The following is a 16,548-nucleotide window of genomic DNA, read 5'->3' as shown; positions in this document are numbered from 1 at the left end:
TCTTGTTCCCACAAACCCAATTAAAGGCAGAAGATGTACTCAGTGAACGTATCCGTTTAGAAAGTATTAGCACCGCCATTGGTGCTAGTGGCGTAATGGCCATTGCTTGTGTCATGTACTTTATCTTTCCTGATGATTTAGTACATGGCGATTACTTAGGACTATGGTTAGTTGCTCAATTAGTAGTCGGCACTATTTGGTTAGCTTTTATTTATAAACATAAACAACAAGCTACACCTATAACTTTAAAGCTTTGGCCCTACTGTTCGACAATCGTCTGTTCATTTTATGGTCTGATCTGGGGAGCAGGCTGGGTCTTTTTTATTAGTGATACCAATGCGTATCAGATAAAAGCTGCCGTGATTTTCACTATTACTTTGGGGGGTGTCTTTACTGGGGGGGTATTAGCAACTTTATTTCACCTACCCTCACTCCTATCTTTTACTTTATGCTCACTGCTTCCACCCTTAATCAGTAGCTTTATTCATGCTGGCATTTTTCATAATTGGTTTGGCTTGAGTTTATGTGTCTACATGCTGGCCTGCGCAGCTTTTGCGCTAAACCTGCATCGCTTTTTATTAGAAACTTTGGAACAACGCGAAGATAAAAAACGTCTTGCCCAGCAACTCGAAGAAGAAAAACAGCGTGTTGAACGCATTAGCCAAGATAAAACGCGATTTCTAGCAGCGGCTAGCCACGACTTACGCCAACCTTTACAAGCCTTGCAGTTTTTCCATCAAGCTTTAAAAGACACCCCAAACCAAGCTCTGGAAACTCAGCCCTTTATTGCAGGGATGGAAACGTCTTTATCTGCGTTAAAAAGCTTATTAAATGGCATGTTAGATATTGCACAATTAGATGAAGGTCAGCAAAGCGTGCACAAGCAGGTATTTCCCCTGAATGCTTTATTTCGCCGTATTCATCAACAATATGAGCCACTAGCCGCAGAAGCTGGCATTGAGTTTTATTATAAAAGTAATCACTACTGGGTAGAGTCTGATCCCTTATTAATCGAGCGGATTATTCAAAATTTAGTTCATAATGCGATTAAACATATGGGCAAAACAGGCCGCATCCTGCTTGGGGTTAAGCGGCATCAAAATAATATTTGTATTCAAGTTAGAGATAATGGCATTGGTATACCTCGTGCTGAACAAGAAGCTATCTTTAAGGAATTTTATCAACTTCATAATCCAGCGCGCCAACGCAGTCAAGGTGTGGGCTTAGGACTATCTATTGTTAAGCGTTTATCTCAATTATTAGGGCATAACTTGAGTCTGTGGTCACAAGAAGATCAAGGCTGTATTTTTAAACTTGACGTACCTCTGGTAGCTAACTCAGTTATTAATTTAAACGCTACCAAGAACCCAGCAGCTTCAAATGCAGCATGCGCTAAAATGAAAGGAAAAATTTTAGTGATTGAGGATGATGAGCAGGTTTTAGAAGCGCTTAACTTATTGTTACAACTCTGGGGGTATGAAGTTGTTATAACTGCAAACCCAGAACCTCAAACTTTGATGAACGAGCATGCCAGCTTTGATTTTATTATTAGTGACTATCAATTAGGTTCTACGAAAACAGGTATTGATATAATTCAACAACTTCGACTACTGAGCCAGCATCCAATACCTGCGTTATTATTAACTGGCAATACCTCTCCGGCTTTACTTGAACAACTGCAAGAAATCGACATTGCTGTTAGTTATAAACCAATTAATCCTCTCCAAGTTAAAAATATTATTATCGCGGCTAACTAACGCCAACTACAGATCTCCTGCGAAATTCAAAAATTGATCAATTTTAACTTTTCTATCAGCCCCTTCTGTACATAGAGTTTTGATTAAATTTGATCTATTTTTGATCTAATAATTTGCTTAAAAATTGACTTTCGCAGAAGGTCTATTGGTTGCTATTCAAATACTTAGCTTTAAGCACTTAACTTAAATAATAGAACTTATGCTAAATCCAGAGCAATGAAAAAACCTATAAATATGATAGTTTTTTCTAATCTTAATTTTCAAAAAACCAATCTTATAGCAGTACTTGCCATGTCCTAATTTAACAGTTTAAACAACTGCAAAATTAGTATACTTTCTCAGATTAGCTGGTTGAAATCCGATTACTATATCTTCGCGGGCAATGCTTTTATCCATTAATTCCTGAGCCAAATCCAATTCAGTTCCATTATATTGCAACCAAACCTTACTACCGATTAAATCAATATGAATCACTGATCCATATACTCGCAAACCACGCTCCCAACCTACAAACATTAATTGATAATGCCCATGTTCATCATCAAAAATCACCTGGGTTTCTACCTCGCCACGCGAGGGAGACAGTGACGCGTAGTTACTAATTAATTCCTTAATGGCTTGACGATAAAGAGTTAATTTTTCCATTTAACAATGACCTCATCATCAGGTTTAAAAACAATTAACTTCACATTATTACGTTCAATAACTGCCTCTATAAAACGTTGTGAGAAAAAGGTTTCATACGTGTTATAGGGAACTGCTAAATACAAAATTCTATCTGGCTCTTGTTCGGCTAAAGCAATACTGTAATTAATATACTGACCTAAGGCAGAGTGAAACTCACTTATATCTGAATTTTGATTAAAGCATTTTACTTCAATGGCTATTTTTTCAACACCATTTTCAGCGACGATGAGACGCTCCACCCCAAATCGATATACATCAGGAAGCCACCAGCACGTAAAGTGTAGGGATCATCGGTTACTGTCCATCCCTCTTTCTCTAGGGAATGACGTACTGCTAAGTGATAAATATCGCGCGCAGGCATAAATGCTCTAAATTTTTAGTCACATATAGATATATTCTAGCAAAAACTCTTTAGAGCGCGTACTGCCGCTTGGAGAAAAAGCTAAGGTAAAGTTGTGTGCTGTTCTTTTAGGAAGGCCTGGTAGTTGGTTTATGAAACCTGCCGATAATACCCCACGCCTTTCTCATCCAAATCCATCTGCAACCGCCCAGCCTGTACCAAATAATTCAAATGCGCCCGCGCCTCACCCGTGGCAAAAATCAAAGTACGCTTAGTTACTGGATTTTTAAATAAAACGGGAAACACATCGACCACCCGCTTAGGCTCAGCACATACTTCATATAAATCATTGAGCGCCTGTTCATGCTCGGCAATTAAACTATCTAGGCGTGGATGTGCACCATAGAAAGGTTTACCATGTGCTGGGAGCACTAAGATATCTGCAGGCAAACGTGCTCGCAGCAGATGGCAGGACTCAATCCAATCTTTAAGTGGATTAGCATTCGGTTCAATTGGCCAGACACTCACATTAGAAGAAATCGTAGGTAGTAGTTGATCGCCTGCGATGAAAACTTTTTTCTCAGCACAATATAAGCAAACATGCTCAGGACTATGACCTTGACCGATAATGACCTCCCAATCGACGCCATCAATCTTGAGTTTATCGCCATTCACTAAACGTTGATAAGCATCTGGCAAAGCACCTACAAAGCTGCCATAACCACCGAAATGGGCACGATAAATCCCAATTGCTTCCTCATCAAAGCCAGCATGTCGATAGAAATTAATCGCCGCTTCGGGGACTTCTTTGTGGGTATCTGAAAGTAAAGTACGGCAGAGGAGGTATTCCGTGCGGGACATATGCAAAGTTGCACCCCATTCATGAGTCAACCAACCAGCCAAGCCCACATGATCAGGATGCAGATGAGTGACAATCAAGCGAGTCACTGGAGCACCACCTAAATAAGACTCAAAGATGGTGCGCCAATATTCGATCACGCTGGATTCAACTAAGCCCGTATCAACCTGTACCCAACTGTCGCCATCTTTTAAGAGCCATAGATTGATATGATCAAGCGCAAAGGGCAGCGGCATACGTACCCAGTAAACGCCCGCAGCAACCTCAACGATTTCTCCGCCTGCAGGTATGGGGAGTTCAGGGTAACTGACGGCTGAACTTGCTTTGGGATCTACTGAACTCATGGCAACTTACCTTTACGTTAAGGTTAAATTACTAAATTACCATGCTACTAGCCCTTAGGTAGTAAAAACCCTAGGAACTCTGTGCTTGCTCGCGTGCAATCGCACGATGACCAATATCAGTACGGTAATAAACCTTATCCCACTGAATCGTTTTAACTAATTCATAAGCTTGCGCTTGCGCGGCTGTGACTGAATTACCTAAACCCACTGCACACAAGACGCGCCCACCATTGGTAACCACTTGCCCTGCTTGATCGGCAGTGCCGGCATGAAATACTTTACCCGCAAGTTGTGCTGCTTGCTCCAAGCCCTGAATCACTGCACCTTTGGCATAAGCATCAGGATAACCACCTGCAGCTAAGACCACACCAACCGCAGCACGACTATCCCACTCTGCGTTTACTTGATCTAAGCGTTTATCCACAGCAGCTTCGAGCAACTCGACAAAATCGGATTTTAAGCGCGCCATAATCGGTTGGGTTTCTGGATCACCAAAGCGGCAATTGAACTCTAAAACTTTTGGCGTACCGTCTGCCGTAATCATCACTCCTGCGTACAGGAAGCCCGTATAAGGAATACCATCAGCCTCCATACCGCGCACTGTAGGATAAATCACCTCCTGCATAATGCGGTCATGCATCGCCGGAGTGACTACCGGTGCCGGTGAATAAGCCCCCATCCCACCCGTGTTAGGGCCTTTATCGCCATTATCCCGCGCTTTATGATCTTGCGAGCTAGCCATTGCCAGCACATGCTCACCATCCACCATCACAATGAAACTGGCCTCTTCGCCGACTAAAAACTCTTCAATCACTACCCGGCTACCTGCAGCCCCAAAAGCATTACCGGCCAACATATCTTGAACCGCAGCCATGGCCTCATCCTCAGTCTGAGCCAGAATAACTCCCTTCCCTGCTGCTAAGCCATCTGCCTTAATCACAATGGGCGCACCCTTGGCACGAATATAAGCAAGCGCAGGCTCTAGCTCTGTGAAATTAGCGTATTCAGCGGTGGCGATATGGTGACGTGCTAAGAAATCTTTAGCAAAGGCTTTAGAGGACTCTAATTGAGCCGCCTGCTGGGTTGGGCCAAAGCAGCGCAAACCGGTTGCACGAAAACGATCCACAAGACCTTTGGATAAAGGAGCCTCAGGGCCAACGACGGTTAAGTCAACTTCTTGGTCTTGGGCGTAATACACCAAAGCATCAATATCTTCTGCTGCAATCGGCAAGTTGCGCATTTTAGGTTCCCGAGCAGTACCTGCATTGCCAGGGGCAACTAATACTTCGGTGACACGCGGTGATTGGGCTAATTTCCACGCTAAAGCATGTTCACGCCCACCACTTCCAACAACTAGAACTTTCATTTTGGCTCCTGCTTATGACACCCAAATTTAAACTGCGTCATTAAAACCAGAATGATGCAGGGTTTCAACCGTGAATGACCGATAAGAAGTAAAAACATCACTTCCACTCCAAAAGCCATTGCTGAAAATCAGCCTCTCAGCCAAATAGAGAGAAGAACTTAGGAGACTGCCCAAACTTTGTGGTGACCAGCAGGCATATAGGTAAAAAACAAGCGAGTACCGCATGCGTGGCATATTTTATTTTTTCATTATTTTTAGCACTACCTTACTAACAGCCTGTACAGATAATGGCAATATTTTAACCATTGCTGATTTGAGTAGCCGCCCAATTGCCACCGTGTATAAAGTAAATACTGTGGCAATTAATTATGCCCCTATTGAATGCCGACGCAATCCTGCACAAAATGCTGATGTGATGATTCGCTTATATAATGGCAGTCTAGTTGACCTAGTCGCTATGGAAGAAGGTATGCTCAAACGCGATAACGCTTATTGGTTACATGTTTACCCGCCCTTATCGCATCGGCCTTCTTGTTATATTGATGTGCGCTATTTAGTGCCCTACGCTTAAACCCTTTCCCTTATCCTTGATAGCGCTGCTGGAAGTCTCAAATTATTTGCCGTAAAGTGCTAAAGCTTTAATGACTTCCCCACGACTTTATGGCCGAAATTATCCGCATCGCCACTCGTACTAGCCCGCTTGCTTTATGGCAAGCTGAGCATGTCGCCGCCCGCTTACAAGCTTTGCATAGCGATTTACAAGTTGAATTAGTGGGTATGACCACCCGCGGTGACAAAATTCTCGATAGCCCCTTATCTCGCATTGGCGGCAAAGGATTATTTGTTAAAGAACTTGAAGTCGGCATGCTCGAAGGTAGTGCGGATATGGCTGTGCACTCCATGAAAGATGTACCAATGGAATTTCCCGAGGGCTTACATCTGGCTGTGATTATGGAGCGGGAAGATCCGCGTGATGCTTTCGTGTCTAATCACTATCAATCTTTGGATGAGCTACCAGAGGGAGCTGTGATCGGTACTTGTAGCTTACGCCGCCAAATGCAGTTACTGGCGCGTTATCCTCAGCTGAAAACCAAAGACTTGCGCGGCAATATCAATACCCGCCTCGCTAAATTAGATAATGGCGAATACGACGCCATTATTCTCGCAGCAGCTGGACTTATCCGTATGCAATTTGCAGCACGGATTACCAGCTATTTATCCCCTGAGCAAAGCTTGCCTGCTGTCGGTCAAGGTGCGATTGGGATTGAATGTCGAGTGAACGACCCACGCATTCAGGAGCTGTTAGCGCCCTTGATTCATCCAGCGACCTTAATTCGCGTTCGTGCTGAGCGTGCCATGAATCATCGCCTGCATGGAGGTTGCCAAGTTCCGATTGCAGGTTTTGCCGAACTCCAAGATGGTGAATTGCGTATGCGCGGTTTGCTAGGTTATCCCGATGGCTCAGCCCTGTTTAGAGCTGAAGCAGTCGGTGATCCACACAATCCAGAAGCTTTAGGGATCTCCATTGCTGACTCCTTACTTGCCCAAGGTGGCGATAAAATCCTGAGTGTTTTAGGTATAGCTCAGCACTGAGCTATGAATTTGCCGCTGACAGATATTCAAGTACTCGTCACCCGCCCAGCACATCAAGCGGGGCGTTTTTATGAGCTGTTATTAGCAGCAGGCGCCAAACCGCAACTTTTTCCCGTGATGGCGATTGAACCGATCAATCAAGCGCCCGATAGTCTATTAGCTATTCATCAGCAAGCTTATGATTGGGTCATTTTCATTAGCGCGAATGCAGTGGAGTACGGCCTAAACTTTTTTCACGATTTGACCTGTTTCAAAGCCACTAAGCTAGGGGCAATTGGTAAACAAACGGCTGCTAGTTTAAATAAATATGGTTTACAACCCAATTTAGTGCCCGAACAAGGCTTTACCAGTGAAGATTTTTTAACTTTGCCACCAGTGCAGGATCTGACAGGGCAGCAGGTGTTAATTGTGCGTGGCGATGCCGGACGTGAGGTCTTAGCCGAAACCTTAAGCGCTAGGGGTGCCAAGGTCAGTTATGCCACGGTCTATCAACGTAGCGTAACGGGATCAGCTCAAACTTTAAAACAACTCCATGACACTCACGGCCTTGATATAATCTGTATAACCAGTAGCGAGATTTTGCGTAACCTCTTGCAGCTTTTAGAACCAGAAACCTGGATTTATCAATACCCTATCGTTGTGGGCAGCGAGCGAATCAGTTTTTATGCTCAGCAACGTGGCTTTAAACATAAAATAATTGTTGCCCGAAGCCCTGCGGATGACGAGATGCTGGCAGCCTTAATCCAGTGGCAACAGGACAATCAAGAATGATCGAAAAATCTGAAACCACAGTCTTTACTGAGCCTCACTATCTCAGCACTGTACCTAAAGCCAAAGGTACTAGCTTTGCGCTCTTTATTGCTTTTTTAGCTCTATTTTTCACTGTAATTGGAATTGCTACCGGTTATAAACATTGGCAGCGTATGAACACCAAGGCCAACGACAGCCAAATCCGCATTGCCAATTTAGACAAAATGCTTAGTCAAAAAGCAGATAGCAGTACGTTGGAAGCGTTACGCAAGGATGTGAAGCAAACAGTGGATAAGTTATCCACCGATGCCAGTACAAATTTACAAAAAATGGCGCAAATGCATAATGAAACCCGCCAATTTGCTGAAACCGTTACTGCCCAAGTTGAACAAGTCACAAGCCTACAAGCACGCTTGCAACAATCAGTAGCACCCAAAACTGACCATGATTGGCAAATTGAAGAAGTTGCTTTCCTGTTACGGATGGCAAATCAGGAGCTGCACTTAACGGCTAACAAAGGCGCTGCTTTAGCTGCTTTAAAAGAGGCAGATTTATTGTTAGGTAAACTAGGCTCGGTCACTTATTTACCAGTGCGCCAGCAATTAGCTAGGGATATTGCGAGTTTAGAAGCCTTTGCTGAACCAGACTTACTCGACCTCTCCCAACGCATTAATACTCTAAGTTTGACGCTTTCTAACCAGCTCGCAAAAGCTTTGCCAAGCCAAACTTTAAGAGCCAATCCAAGCACTACTAAGACCAATGACACCCATGCGAATCAAGACAATTCACTCTGGCAAGAATATAAACAAAAAGCGCTCAATACTTTAAATGAAGCGGTAGTGGTGCATCAAATCGACCAGCCTTTAGCAAATGCTTTAGATACAGAATCACGGCAAAGCTTGCACCAATTGATCTTATTGCGCCTAGAAAACTTACGTCTAATGGCATTACAGCGGCAGGACAACAACTACCATCAGCAAATTGCTCTGATCCGCGATACCTTGCAAGCCTATTACCCTAAAGACCAAATGGCTGGTTTAATAGAACCACTCATGCAGCTCGACCAAGTAAACTTACAACCTGCTTTGCCCGATATTTCAGCGAGCTTGCATCAATTGGAAAAAGCTCGTAATACCGCTTTAGCTGGAGAACCTAAACCATGATGCGTTTTATTCTCTTATCCATTTTATTAGGTTTAAGTGGATTTTGGGTCACTCAGCAGGTCTTAACCCATTCTGGTCCAAGTTTTATTAAATGGGGTAGCCAAGTTTATGAACTCACTACGGCTACTCTCGCTTTGTTAGTGTTAGGAGCTTGCATGGCCTTTTATTTAGGCCTTACCCTAGTGCGCGAACTGTTAGGTTTAAGACGCCGTTTGCATCGCTTACGTGATCATCGCTTACATACCAAAGCTAACCACAGCCTCAATCAAGGCTTAATCCAATTAACTGAAGGCCATTGGAGCAAGGCTGAGCAGCTACTTACCGAGCATGCTGAGCGCAGTGAAACACCCTTATTAAATTATTTAGGAGCCGCCCGAGCTGCACATATGCAGGAAGCTCCTGAACGCCGTGATGAGCTTTTGAAAAAAGCCATTGAGAGTGATCATAGTGCGCAAATTGCTGTAGGTGTTTCCCAAGCAGAGATGCAATTATCGGCTGAGCAATTAGAACAAGCGCATGCCACGCTCCTAAATCTGCGGAGCCTTGCCCCCAAAAATGCCTATGTGACTAAATTGCTAGCCAAAGTTTTGTATAAGCAGCAAAACTGGGAAGCTTTGCTTGATTTACTGCCTGATCTACAAAAACTCAATCTGCTAAATAGCGAAAGTATGAGTCATGTACAAGCAGCTACTTTAGTCGGTTTATTCAGTAAATATGCGGAACAAAAAAATACCGAGAAGCTACAAACTCTGTGGAAAAGATTGCCCACTGCGATTCGCGAGCAATCTGAAGCTATGAACGTATACACTAGGGCTTTGCATCAAGCGGATGCAGATGCTTTAGCTGAACAATTTATTACGACTGTACATGCCAATGCTTGGTATCCGCAGCTAGCAGATTTGTACGGTCGTCTTGAGCATGCCAATCTTGCTAATGCAGTACAAAATGCTGAAAAATGGTTAGCACCACAGCCAGCAAATCCAGTGAGTTTATTATTATTAGCACGTTTACATCGGCAGCAAAAACTGTGGGGAGTTGCCAAATCCTATTATGAAACCAGCCTGAATCAAGCCCCTGATCCAGAAGCTTATTTAGAGTTAGCGGAACTCTTAGAAGTGATGGGTGAGACTAGTAATGCAGAACATTGTTATAAGCTTGGCCTGCGCTATTGCATTCGCCAACAGGGGGAGCGCTTAGTCCTAGCAGCCTCGCAACATCCGAAAAAACCCGTTGAAACTAGCTATCAACCAGCTCCAACTTTTTAGCAAATTAAGTTGAAGTGACACATACCGAGCTATTTTTCCGTCTTCCCATGCATCACCATAATGGTTTGTTGCATCAACGCACATAAGGCTTCTTTGCCTTGTTTCACTGCAAATACCTCAGCCTTGGTGACAATTAAAGTACGCCCAGAGCGAACCACTTGGCCACGAGCAATCAGTTTCTCGCCATCAGCGGGTGCAACTAAATTCATTTTGAATTCGACAGTCAGCACAGATGCCGTTGCAGGCACCATCGTCATAGCAGCATAACCAGCGGCAGAATCAGCAATCATCCCCACTACACCACCATGAATAAATCCATGTTGCTGTTCCACGCCTTGCCAATGCGGAAGATGAATTTCTGTTAGACCTTGCTCAACGACTGGCAAACTGGCTTGAATTAGGTGCATGGCATTCTGACGTTGAAAACTGGCTGTTACACGCTCGACAAATTCAGCCGGTATAGCTTGACTCATGTTCACTCCTCCAAGAATTAGCATTAGAAGCTCTAACTCTAGCTAGAAATTAACGTTTACGTCAATGGAAGGGTTTTATGCAGAAATAAAAACGCCCCAGCATTGGGGCATTTTAGAAGCTAAAACTAAATACCTTGAGTGCTTATTTCTGAAATTTCAGGTAATAAAGCTAGTATTTATTTGCCGCGTGAGAAACGACGATTGAACTTGTCGATCTGACCAGCAGTGCTCTTCACAGCTTGTTTGCCAGTATAGAAAGGATGAGATTGGCTAGAAATCTCCACTTTCAGTAAAGGGTAAGTAGCCCCTTCATACTCGATAGTTTCACGAGTTTCTACAGTAGAGCGGGTCAGGAAAGTGAAGCCGCTGGCGAGATCTTGGAATACGACTTCTCTATAATTAGGGTGAATTTCGGGCTTCATGCCGAGCGTCCTCAAAATTTATCGGTTAATACGAAAAGGGCGCTATGGTAACAAACACCGCACCCTGACCGCAACACTATTTATAAAGCCAACAAAACTAGTTGTTTTGGTTAAGATAAATACAGAATTTATTAAAAATCTAGTGCTTAGAAGCTAGCCGTATTCATAAATAGCCCTACGCGCAAGTCTTGTGCGGTATAAATTTCACGCCCATCGACTTCAAGGCTACCATCAGCAATCCCCATCACTAGTCTGCGGGTAATCACACGCTTTAGATTAATTTTATAAGTTACTTTTTGTGCATTAGGTAAGACCTGCCCGAAAAATTTGACCTCTCCAACCCCCAAAGCGCGTCCATGTCCGGGACTACCCAACCAAGCTAAATAGAAGCCAACCATCTGCCACATTGCATCCAAACCTAAACAACCAGGCATGACTGGATCACCCGGAAAATGGCAATCAAAAAACCATAAATCAGGTTTCACATCAAGTTCAGCAAGAATTTCTCCTTTCCCGTGGGTACCACCTTCATCACTAATATGCACAATGCGATCCATCATTAGCATATTAGGCACAGGCAACTGGGCATTACCCTCGCCGAACATTTCTCCACGACCGCATTGCAATAGCTCTTCGCGGTTAAAACTTGATTGTCTGGACATAGCAGGCTCAAAAGCTCCGAACATAAAGATGCCGATTGTAGCGGAATTTATTCTACACCGAAAACCGTTAAGGCAGACTATAACTCAAGACAATCCCAATAAATAACACCAGTCCGACCCAATTATTATTCAAAAAGGCCTGTAAACTTAACCAGCGCTCTCGATGCCGGATTAAGTATTGTTGATAACCAAAAAATCCAAGTGCTACTACAAGACTCAGCCAGAACCAAAAATTTAAGTCAGCTAAGTGACCTGCCCAAACCAATAAACCTACAGTAGCTACTTGTAAGACCCCTACCATTAAGCGGTCATACTCACCGAAAATAATCGCGGTGGATTTGACACCGATTTTTAAATCATCTTCACGATCACACATGGCATACATGGTGTCATAAGCTGTCGTCCAAGCTACATTCGCAGCCAACAAGACCCAAGCAGCTAAAGGTGGAGGCTGGTTTTGGATAGCCGTAAATGCCATCGGAATACCCCAAGCAAAAGCGATACCCAAATAGACTTGAGGCCAATGATGATAACGCTTCATAAAAGGATAACTAGCCGCAAGGACTACCGCTAGCAAAGAAAAACCGACGGTTAAAACATTAAGTTGCAACACTAACAGGAAAGCTAGAAACAATAAGCAGCCAAACACACCTAAAGCTTCCTTCACCGAAATCGCACCCGTTGCTAACGGACGTAACTTAGTACGCTCCACATGACCATCTACTTTTCGATCTGCAATATCATTGATAGCACAGCCGGCCGAGCGCATCAGAAAAGTACCTAGACTGAAAATAATTAATAGCTTCCAGCCCGGAAAGCCTTGGGCAGCTATCCATAAAGCCCAGTAAGTTGGCCACAAGAGTAGCAAGGTACCAATTGGTCGTTCGAAACGAATCAAGCGACCATAATGCTTTAAGCGCTCAGTTAGCATGCAATATCAATCCAATAATAAGCGTTCCACTGGCTTACCATTCACTAAATGGCTTTCAATGATTTCATCAATGTCGGTTTTATCGACCCAAGTGTACCAAGTAGCCTCAGGATAAACGACAACCACCGGCCCAAGCTCACAACGGTTTAGACAACCTGCGCTATTAATACGCACTTGCTGATCTTTATGCAGCCCTAATTCTTTACAACGTTGTTTAGCATAGTCGCGCATTTCAGCCGAATGAAAATCCTGACAACTAGTGTCGCCATTCGTGCGTTGATTAGTGCAGAAAAACACATGGTGTTTGTAGTAAGACATAGCATGATCCTTGATGAACAATTAAGGAATTATGCCAGAGCTGAAAATAAATGCGGGATTTCAAATAAAAACAGGGTGGAAAACCACCCTGCTATTAAGACTCAAGCAAGCCCAATAAGCTTATTGTGGCTTTGGAGCTTCGCCAGCTGCTGGAGCAGTTGTTGCTGCTGGAGCAGTTGCTGCCGCATCAGCAGCTGGAGCTGCAGCTGGAGCAGTTGTTGCAGCAGGAGCTGCTTCAGTTTTTGGGGCTTCGTCTTTCTTACCACAAGCAGTCAAAACAAAAGCAGCCATTAAAGTAGCTAGAACAACACGATAATTCATTGGTAAATCTCCACAAAAGCAAAAAACATCAGGAAGAAACTTAATTGATGCACTGCCGCATCATAACTGTTTTTTTTTCACAACACCATGTGTCTATAACAGTAAAATGTCATCAAAATAGAGGCTAGCACTATTTTGATAACCTTATGTATTTTTTTTAGCTTTTTATAGTTTTTGTTCTGCCTGTCCTAAAGATACTAGCATTCCATTCACACTAGCACCTTGTTCAACTAAAATTTCGGCGTAATGAATATTCCCTACGACATCCGCACTAGATTTTAAAGTGACCCGCCGAGTAGAGTAAATATCTCCAGCAACTCGTCCGGATACTACCAACGTCGGTGCACGAATCTCGCCATTCACCTCGCTATGCTCTTGCAAAAAGAGAGAAGCTCCTGACTCGCCTGGAGCCATAATATTACCGTTTACGCGTCCTTGTAGATATAACTCACCCGCAAATGAGATATCACCTACTACCTCGATATCAGCCTCAAACAGAGAAGCTGCGCCGGCTCCCTTTTTAGCCATATAAAATTCCTCAATAGTTATGTTATTAGTTTATGTTAGTTAATTATGACCGGGCGCGTAAGGTATCAAGCTCCTTTTCCAAAACCGCGATCGTGTCATCACGTACCTGCAAATCATCTAATAAAGCTTGGACGCGCCCCTCAGCAGCTTGTAAGCGCCCCACCATATCACCCTCACGAGTTAGCTCTTTAGCTTTCCGCAATTGCTCTAGCTGATCTTCAGTTTCGCGCAAATCACGACGTAACGCAGCATTATCCCGATGACATTGCTCTAAGCGTGAACGTGCTCCAAAAGGATCCGTTTCTTCTTCATTATTAGTAGCTTGTGGGCGGAGGTCAGCCATCAGACCTCGCGACCACCAACCTAAACCTAAACCGGCAAAAGTTGCAACCAAAACAATAACTAATATTTGTCCAATTAGATATAACACGCTACACCCCAGTTTCCTCTATTTGACCGCAATGCTGACTTAATAAGACTACAACATCAAGCTTTGCACCTTAGTTGCCATTGATCCAAAAAACTTTTCTGTAGCATTTTATAGGTTATCATTCAAAAAGCTGTATCGTCTTTATAGTTAAACACTATAAAATATTAAAATTTTTTAGCTGCCCTTGGCCTGATATGCTTGAAAAAATGTTTCCCGGTGGAAGTTCGGCTGCTTCCGTTGCTTTGCCTTTAGCTTTCCGTATGCCGGATGAAAAGAACTTAAGACTCTCGCCAACCTATGATGCATTACAAACTTGGCGATTTTTGTCGCATCAAATTCGCCGTTATCCCTTAGATCTTCGAGCGCATGTGCAACGAATTCTATTGACGCATACTGAAGGGCTAACTGACCGGATGGAAGGCAGCTTAATGGATCTTTATCTCGCTTTAGGAAAGGAAGCGGGGATCATGCTCAAAGACCGAATGCTGGAACAATGTACTCCCTATTTATCTATGGAAGCGGTACAGTTTTTTAAAGAACTGCAAACTGAGAGTACCCAGCAAGGACTAGATCGTGAGTGGCGCTTAGGCTCGGTATTAGCAACTGGGGAAAACCAAGTACACCGTCCCCTGATTACAGTGGAACGCCAAGTTGAAATTAGTCGCTATAACTCGATCCTAGAAGAAGCACAAGCTTGCCTAGAATATGGACAAATTGATATTGCACAGGAGTTGCTAGAAAAAGAAATCCTAGCAGGTTCTAATGACCCTGCACTTGAGCAAGAGCTCTTAAATATTTACCAATATACGCGCAATAAGGATAAACTGACCCAATTGACTGCTGAATTAGTAGCAGCTGGTATTGAGCCTTCAGAGACTTGGCAGGCTTACCAAAGTGAGGCAAACAATTGGTGAGGACTAATTATAATGGGCAGGACGTATGCTGAATTCATCAGGAAATCCTCTACGGATTGCATTGTTAAGTATTAGCCCGCACAACCGGGCGATACTGGAGTTTTTCTTTGCTGGGGCTGGCAAGCAGCTGTTCAAAGTAACTTCGCTAGCAGATGCTGAAACCTTAATTATTGATTTTGACCACCCAGGTGCTGACCTTGAATGGCAAGACCGTACTGAGACTGCCAAACCAGGCATTATTTTGTCCGTACGGGAAATTCAATTACCGAATACTATTTGGGTACCTAAGCCCTTAACTTCACAAGCTCTAACTAAAGCTGCTGAGCAAGTACGTGCTTTATTACCCAAAGGGGCAACCGCCAACACCGAACGAGAGTACACACCACCCTCTACCTCGCAACCGGCAGCGCAAAAACCGCCGACTGCAGCGCATCCTTTCGGTTTAGGTCAACGTAAAACCCGCCCATCCCAATTATTAGATTTTGGTAAAGATGATGCAGACACTATTACCAAAACTAAACCAGCTGTTACGGAAAAACCATCTGCACCAACAACTACCAAAGAACCTGTTAAGCCGATAATCCCTGCTAAATCATTAATTCGTGACCCAGCTAAACCAACGCCTGTAGAAGAAGCTACTGATAATAGTTTCTTAAACTTTGGTGCCATTGCCTTACCTGAGAAGAATCAAGAACAATTAGAGCGACGTTGGCAATTACTTTGTGGAACTCAAGCAGATGTTAACCCTGCTAATGCACAAACGGCGATGCAGCGCTTTACACCAGATAATTTTTTATTGAAGCTATTACTAAATGCTTTACAGCAAGCTAAACAATCAGGCACTCCTATCCAGCTAAAATTTGACACTTATGATCAAATTTTATTATTACCTAACTTGAATATGGCTTATTGCAGTTTCGATTTGACCTCTGACAAATTTGCAACACTTTGTAATACCCCAATTCAAGCAGGCAAGGTACACTTACACACGCCAACCGCTGCTGAAATGCCTACTTTAGAGCAGGCCTATCGAGCTGATAAACAACATACCCATGATTTAGAAAGTATCCTGTGGCTTGTAACTTTATTAGCCTCACATGGACGCTTAAATCGGGATGTGAATATAAATCAGCGATGGGTTGTAAAGCACTGGCCAAATTTAACAAGAGTTGAAAATATTCCGCATGTCATGCGTATTGCAGCAGCTTGGCAGCAACGCCCAGGCACTGTGTTTGATGTCGCTAAATGGTTAGACATCCCACAGCGTCATGTCTTTGCTTTCTTCACAGCAGCTAGCGTATTAGGGCTAATGGCAATGGATGAAGGCAAAGTCGAATATCAAGAGAAAGAAGTACCACAGAAAAATCGTGGCTTATTCTCACGGCTGTTGAAACGCTTACTCGGAGGGGGCGGAAACTAAGGCTT

19 protein-coding genes and 1 pseudogene are annotated in these 16,548 nt (G+C 43.6%); 8 read left to right on the top strand and 12 right to left on the bottom strand.

What is annotated here, in order from left to right; translation table 11 throughout:
- Positions 1-2 precede the first annotated feature (2 nt).
- Positions 3-1,757 (top strand): ATP-binding protein, encoded by a 1,755-nt coding sequence (locus Q0230_RS03310; RefSeq protein ID WP_298608133.1) that lies wholly within the window; start codon positions 3-5, stop codon positions 1,755-1,757.
- A 309-nt stretch (positions 1,758-2,066) separates the two neighbouring features.
- On the opposite strand, the gene Q0230_RS03305 is transcribed toward Q0230_RS03310, so the two are convergent.
- The 4 genes and pseudogenes from Q0230_RS03305 to purD form a co-directional block, all read right to left on the bottom strand.
- Complete coding sequence (locus tag Q0230_RS03305) at positions 2,067-2,402, bottom strand: XisI protein (protein ID WP_298608131.1); 336 nt, start codon at positions 2,400-2,402, stop codon at positions 2,067-2,069.
- Positions 2,390-2,805 (bottom strand): annotated as a pseudogene (locus tag Q0230_RS03300) (XisH family protein). Before Q0230_RS03300 ends, Q0230_RS03305 begins: the two are co-directional and overlap by 13 nt.
- A 129-nt stretch (positions 2,806-2,934) precedes the next feature.
- Entirely contained in the window at positions 2,935-3,987 is a 1,053-nt protein-coding gene (locus Q0230_RS03295) for an MBL fold metallo-hydrolase (protein ID WP_298608129.1), read from the bottom strand.
- Between the two features lie 70 nt (positions 3,988-4,057).
- Positions 4,058-5,353: a phosphoribosylamine--glycine ligase gene (gene purD, locus Q0230_RS03290; RefSeq protein ID WP_298608127.1), complete on the bottom strand. Its 1,296-nt coding sequence runs from the start codon at positions 5,351-5,353 to the stop codon at positions 4,058-4,060.
- A gap of 223 nt (positions 5,354-5,576) precedes the next feature.
- Between purD and Q0230_RS03285 the strand changes: the two genes are divergently transcribed.
- The 5 genes from Q0230_RS03285 (at position 5,577) to Q0230_RS03265 (ending at position 10,124) form a co-directional block, all read left to right on the top strand.
- Positions 5,577-5,924 carry a hypothetical protein gene (locus tag Q0230_RS03285; RefSeq protein ID WP_298608125.1) on the top strand — a complete coding sequence of 116 codons (348 nt, stop codon included), beginning with the start codon at positions 5,577-5,579 and terminating at the stop codon, positions 5,922-5,924.
- Between the two features lie 89 nt (positions 5,925-6,013).
- Positions 6,014-6,946 (top strand): hydroxymethylbilane synthase, encoded by a 933-nt coding sequence (gene hemC / locus Q0230_RS03280; protein ID WP_298608124.1) that lies wholly within the window; start codon positions 6,014-6,016, stop codon positions 6,944-6,946.
- Positions 6,947-6,949: 3 nt separating this feature from the next.
- On the top strand, positions 6,950-7,717 hold the full coding sequence (locus Q0230_RS03275; RefSeq protein WP_298608122.1) for a uroporphyrinogen-III synthase: 768 nt from the start codon (positions 6,950-6,952) through the stop codon (positions 7,715-7,717).
- Positions 7,714-8,859, top strand: a complete 1,146-nt coding sequence (locus Q0230_RS03270; RefSeq protein WP_298608120.1) for a uroporphyrinogen-III C-methyltransferase — start codon at positions 7,714-7,716, stop codon at positions 8,857-8,859. Before Q0230_RS03275 ends, Q0230_RS03270 begins: the two co-directional genes overlap by 4 nt.
- Positions 8,856-10,124, top strand: a complete 1,269-nt coding sequence (locus tag Q0230_RS03265; RefSeq protein ID WP_298608119.1) for a heme biosynthesis HemY N-terminal domain-containing protein — start codon at positions 8,856-8,858, stop codon at positions 10,122-10,124. The genes Q0230_RS03270 and Q0230_RS03265 overlap by 4 nt, the downstream gene beginning before the upstream one ends.
- A 29-nt stretch (positions 10,125-10,153) precedes the next feature.
- Here Q0230_RS03265 and Q0230_RS03260 read toward each other — a convergent pair whose 3' ends face one another.
- From Q0230_RS03260 to Q0230_RS03225, 8 genes are all read right to left on the bottom strand, one after another.
- Entirely contained in the window at positions 10,154-10,597 is a 444-nt protein-coding gene (locus Q0230_RS03260) for a PaaI family thioesterase (RefSeq protein WP_298608117.1), read from the bottom strand.
- A 176-nt stretch (positions 10,598-10,773) separates the two neighbouring features.
- The gene (locus Q0230_RS03255; RefSeq protein WP_298608115.1) at positions 10,774-11,019 is read right to left on the bottom strand and encodes a type B 50S ribosomal protein L31; all 246 of its coding nucleotides are present in this window, start codon (positions 11,017-11,019) and stop codon (positions 10,774-10,776) included.
- Positions 11,020-11,165: 146 nt separating this feature from the next.
- Entirely contained in the window at positions 11,166-11,681 is a 516-nt protein-coding gene (gene fabA, locus Q0230_RS03250; protein WP_298608113.1) for a 3-hydroxyacyl-[acyl-carrier-protein] dehydratase FabA, read from the bottom strand.
- Between the two features lie 67 nt (positions 11,682-11,748).
- Positions 11,749-12,612: a 4-hydroxybenzoate octaprenyltransferase gene (gene ubiA / locus Q0230_RS03245; RefSeq protein ID WP_298608111.1), complete on the bottom strand. Its 864-nt coding sequence runs from the start codon at positions 12,610-12,612 to the stop codon at positions 11,749-11,751.
- A gap of 6 nt (positions 12,613-12,618) precedes the next feature.
- Complete coding sequence (locus Q0230_RS03240) at positions 12,619-12,930, bottom strand: ferredoxin (RefSeq protein ID WP_298608109.1); 312 nt, start codon at positions 12,928-12,930, stop codon at positions 12,619-12,621.
- Between the two features lie 120 nt (positions 12,931-13,050).
- A complete protein-coding gene (locus Q0230_RS03235) occupies positions 13,051-13,251 on the bottom strand; it encodes a hypothetical protein (protein ID WP_298608107.1) in 201 nt (66 codons plus the stop codon).
- A gap of 165 nt (positions 13,252-13,416) precedes the next feature.
- Entirely contained in the window at positions 13,417-13,779 is a 363-nt protein-coding gene (locus Q0230_RS03230) for a polymer-forming cytoskeletal protein (protein WP_298608105.1), read from the bottom strand.
- Positions 13,780-13,822: 43 nt separating this feature from the next.
- A complete protein-coding gene (locus Q0230_RS03225) occupies positions 13,823-14,209 on the bottom strand; it encodes a hypothetical protein (protein ID WP_298608103.1) in 387 nt (128 codons plus the stop codon).
- 194 nt (positions 14,210-14,403) lie between these two features.
- Here Q0230_RS03225 and Q0230_RS03220 point away from each other — a divergent pair, with 194 nt between their 5' ends.
- Positions 14,404-15,123, top strand: coding sequence for a hypothetical protein (locus tag Q0230_RS03220; protein ID WP_298608101.1), 720 nt, complete (start codon positions 14,404-14,406; stop codon positions 15,121-15,123).
- A 25-nt stretch (positions 15,124-15,148) separates the two neighbouring features.
- Positions 15,149-16,543: a hypothetical protein gene (locus Q0230_RS03215; RefSeq protein WP_298608099.1), complete on the top strand. Its 1,395-nt coding sequence runs from the start codon at positions 15,149-15,151 to the stop codon at positions 16,541-16,543.
- Positions 16,544-16,548 lie beyond the last annotated feature (5 nt).

Origin of the sequence: uncultured Thiothrix sp., assembly GCF_937876535.1 — a bacterium.
In the GTDB taxonomy this organism is placed as follows: Bacteria; Pseudomonadota; Gammaproteobacteria; order Thiotrichales; family Thiotrichaceae; genus Thiolinea.
The sequence above is the reverse complement of the archived record's forward strand: the minus strand, read 5'-3'. Positions and strand labels throughout refer to the sequence as shown.

What these genes read in the sequence shown, in the direction of transcription:
- Q0230_RS03275 (WP_298608122.1), top strand. Translation starts at nt 6,950, where the DNA reads ATGAATTTGCCGCTGACAGATATTCAAGTACTCGTCACCCGCCCAGCA.
- Q0230_RS03295 (WP_298608129.1), bottom strand. Translation starts at nt 3,987, where the DNA reads ATGAGTTCAGTAGATCCCAAAGCAAGTTCAGCCGTCAGTTACCCTGAA.
- Q0230_RS03240 (WP_298608109.1), bottom strand. Translation starts at nt 12,930, where the DNA reads ATGTCTTACTACAAACACCATGTGTTTTTCTGCACTAATCAACGCACG.
- ubiA (WP_298608111.1), bottom strand. Translation starts at nt 12,612, where the DNA reads ATGCTAACTGAGCGCTTAAAGCATTATGGTCGCTTGATTCGTTTCGAA.
- Q0230_RS03305 (WP_298608131.1), bottom strand. Translation starts at nt 2,402, where the DNA reads ATGGAAAAATTAACTCTTTATCGTCAAGCCATTAAGGAATTAATTAGT.
- Q0230_RS03255 (WP_298608115.1), bottom strand. Translation starts at nt 11,019, where the DNA reads ATGAAGCCCGAAATTCACCCTAATTATAGAGAAGTCGTATTCCAAGAT.
- Q0230_RS03260 (WP_298608117.1), bottom strand. Translation starts at nt 10,597, where the DNA reads ATGAGTCAAGCTATACCGGCTGAATTTGTCGAGCGTGTAACAGCCAGT.
- fabA (WP_298608113.1), bottom strand. Translation starts at nt 11,681, where the DNA reads ATGTCCAGACAATCAAGTTTTAACCGCGAAGAGCTATTGCAATGCGGT.
- hemC (WP_298608124.1), top strand. Translation starts at nt 6,014, where the DNA reads ATGGCCGAAATTATCCGCATCGCCACTCGTACTAGCCCGCTTGCTTTA.
- Q0230_RS03230 (WP_298608105.1), bottom strand. Translation starts at nt 13,779, where the DNA reads ATGGCTAAAAAGGGAGCCGGCGCAGCTTCTCTGTTTGAGGCTGATATC.
- purD (WP_298608127.1), bottom strand. Translation starts at nt 5,353, where the DNA reads ATGAAAGTTCTAGTTGTTGGAAGTGGTGGGCGTGAACATGCTTTAGCG.
- Q0230_RS03270 (WP_298608120.1), top strand. Translation starts at nt 7,714, where the DNA reads ATGATCGAAAAATCTGAAACCACAGTCTTTACTGAGCCTCACTATCTC.
- Q0230_RS03285 (WP_298608125.1), top strand. Translation starts at nt 5,577, where the DNA reads ATGCGTGGCATATTTTATTTTTTCATTATTTTTAGCACTACCTTACTA.
- Q0230_RS03220 (WP_298608101.1), top strand. Translation starts at nt 14,404, where the DNA reads ATGCTTGAAAAAATGTTTCCCGGTGGAAGTTCGGCTGCTTCCGTTGCT.
- Q0230_RS03215 (WP_298608099.1), top strand. Translation starts at nt 15,149, where the DNA reads ATGCTGAATTCATCAGGAAATCCTCTACGGATTGCATTGTTAAGTATT.
- Q0230_RS03265 (WP_298608119.1), top strand. Translation starts at nt 8,856, where the DNA reads ATGATGCGTTTTATTCTCTTATCCATTTTATTAGGTTTAAGTGGATTT.
- Q0230_RS03235 (WP_298608107.1), bottom strand. Translation starts at nt 13,251, where the DNA reads ATGAATTATCGTGTTGTTCTAGCTACTTTAATGGCTGCTTTTGTTTTG.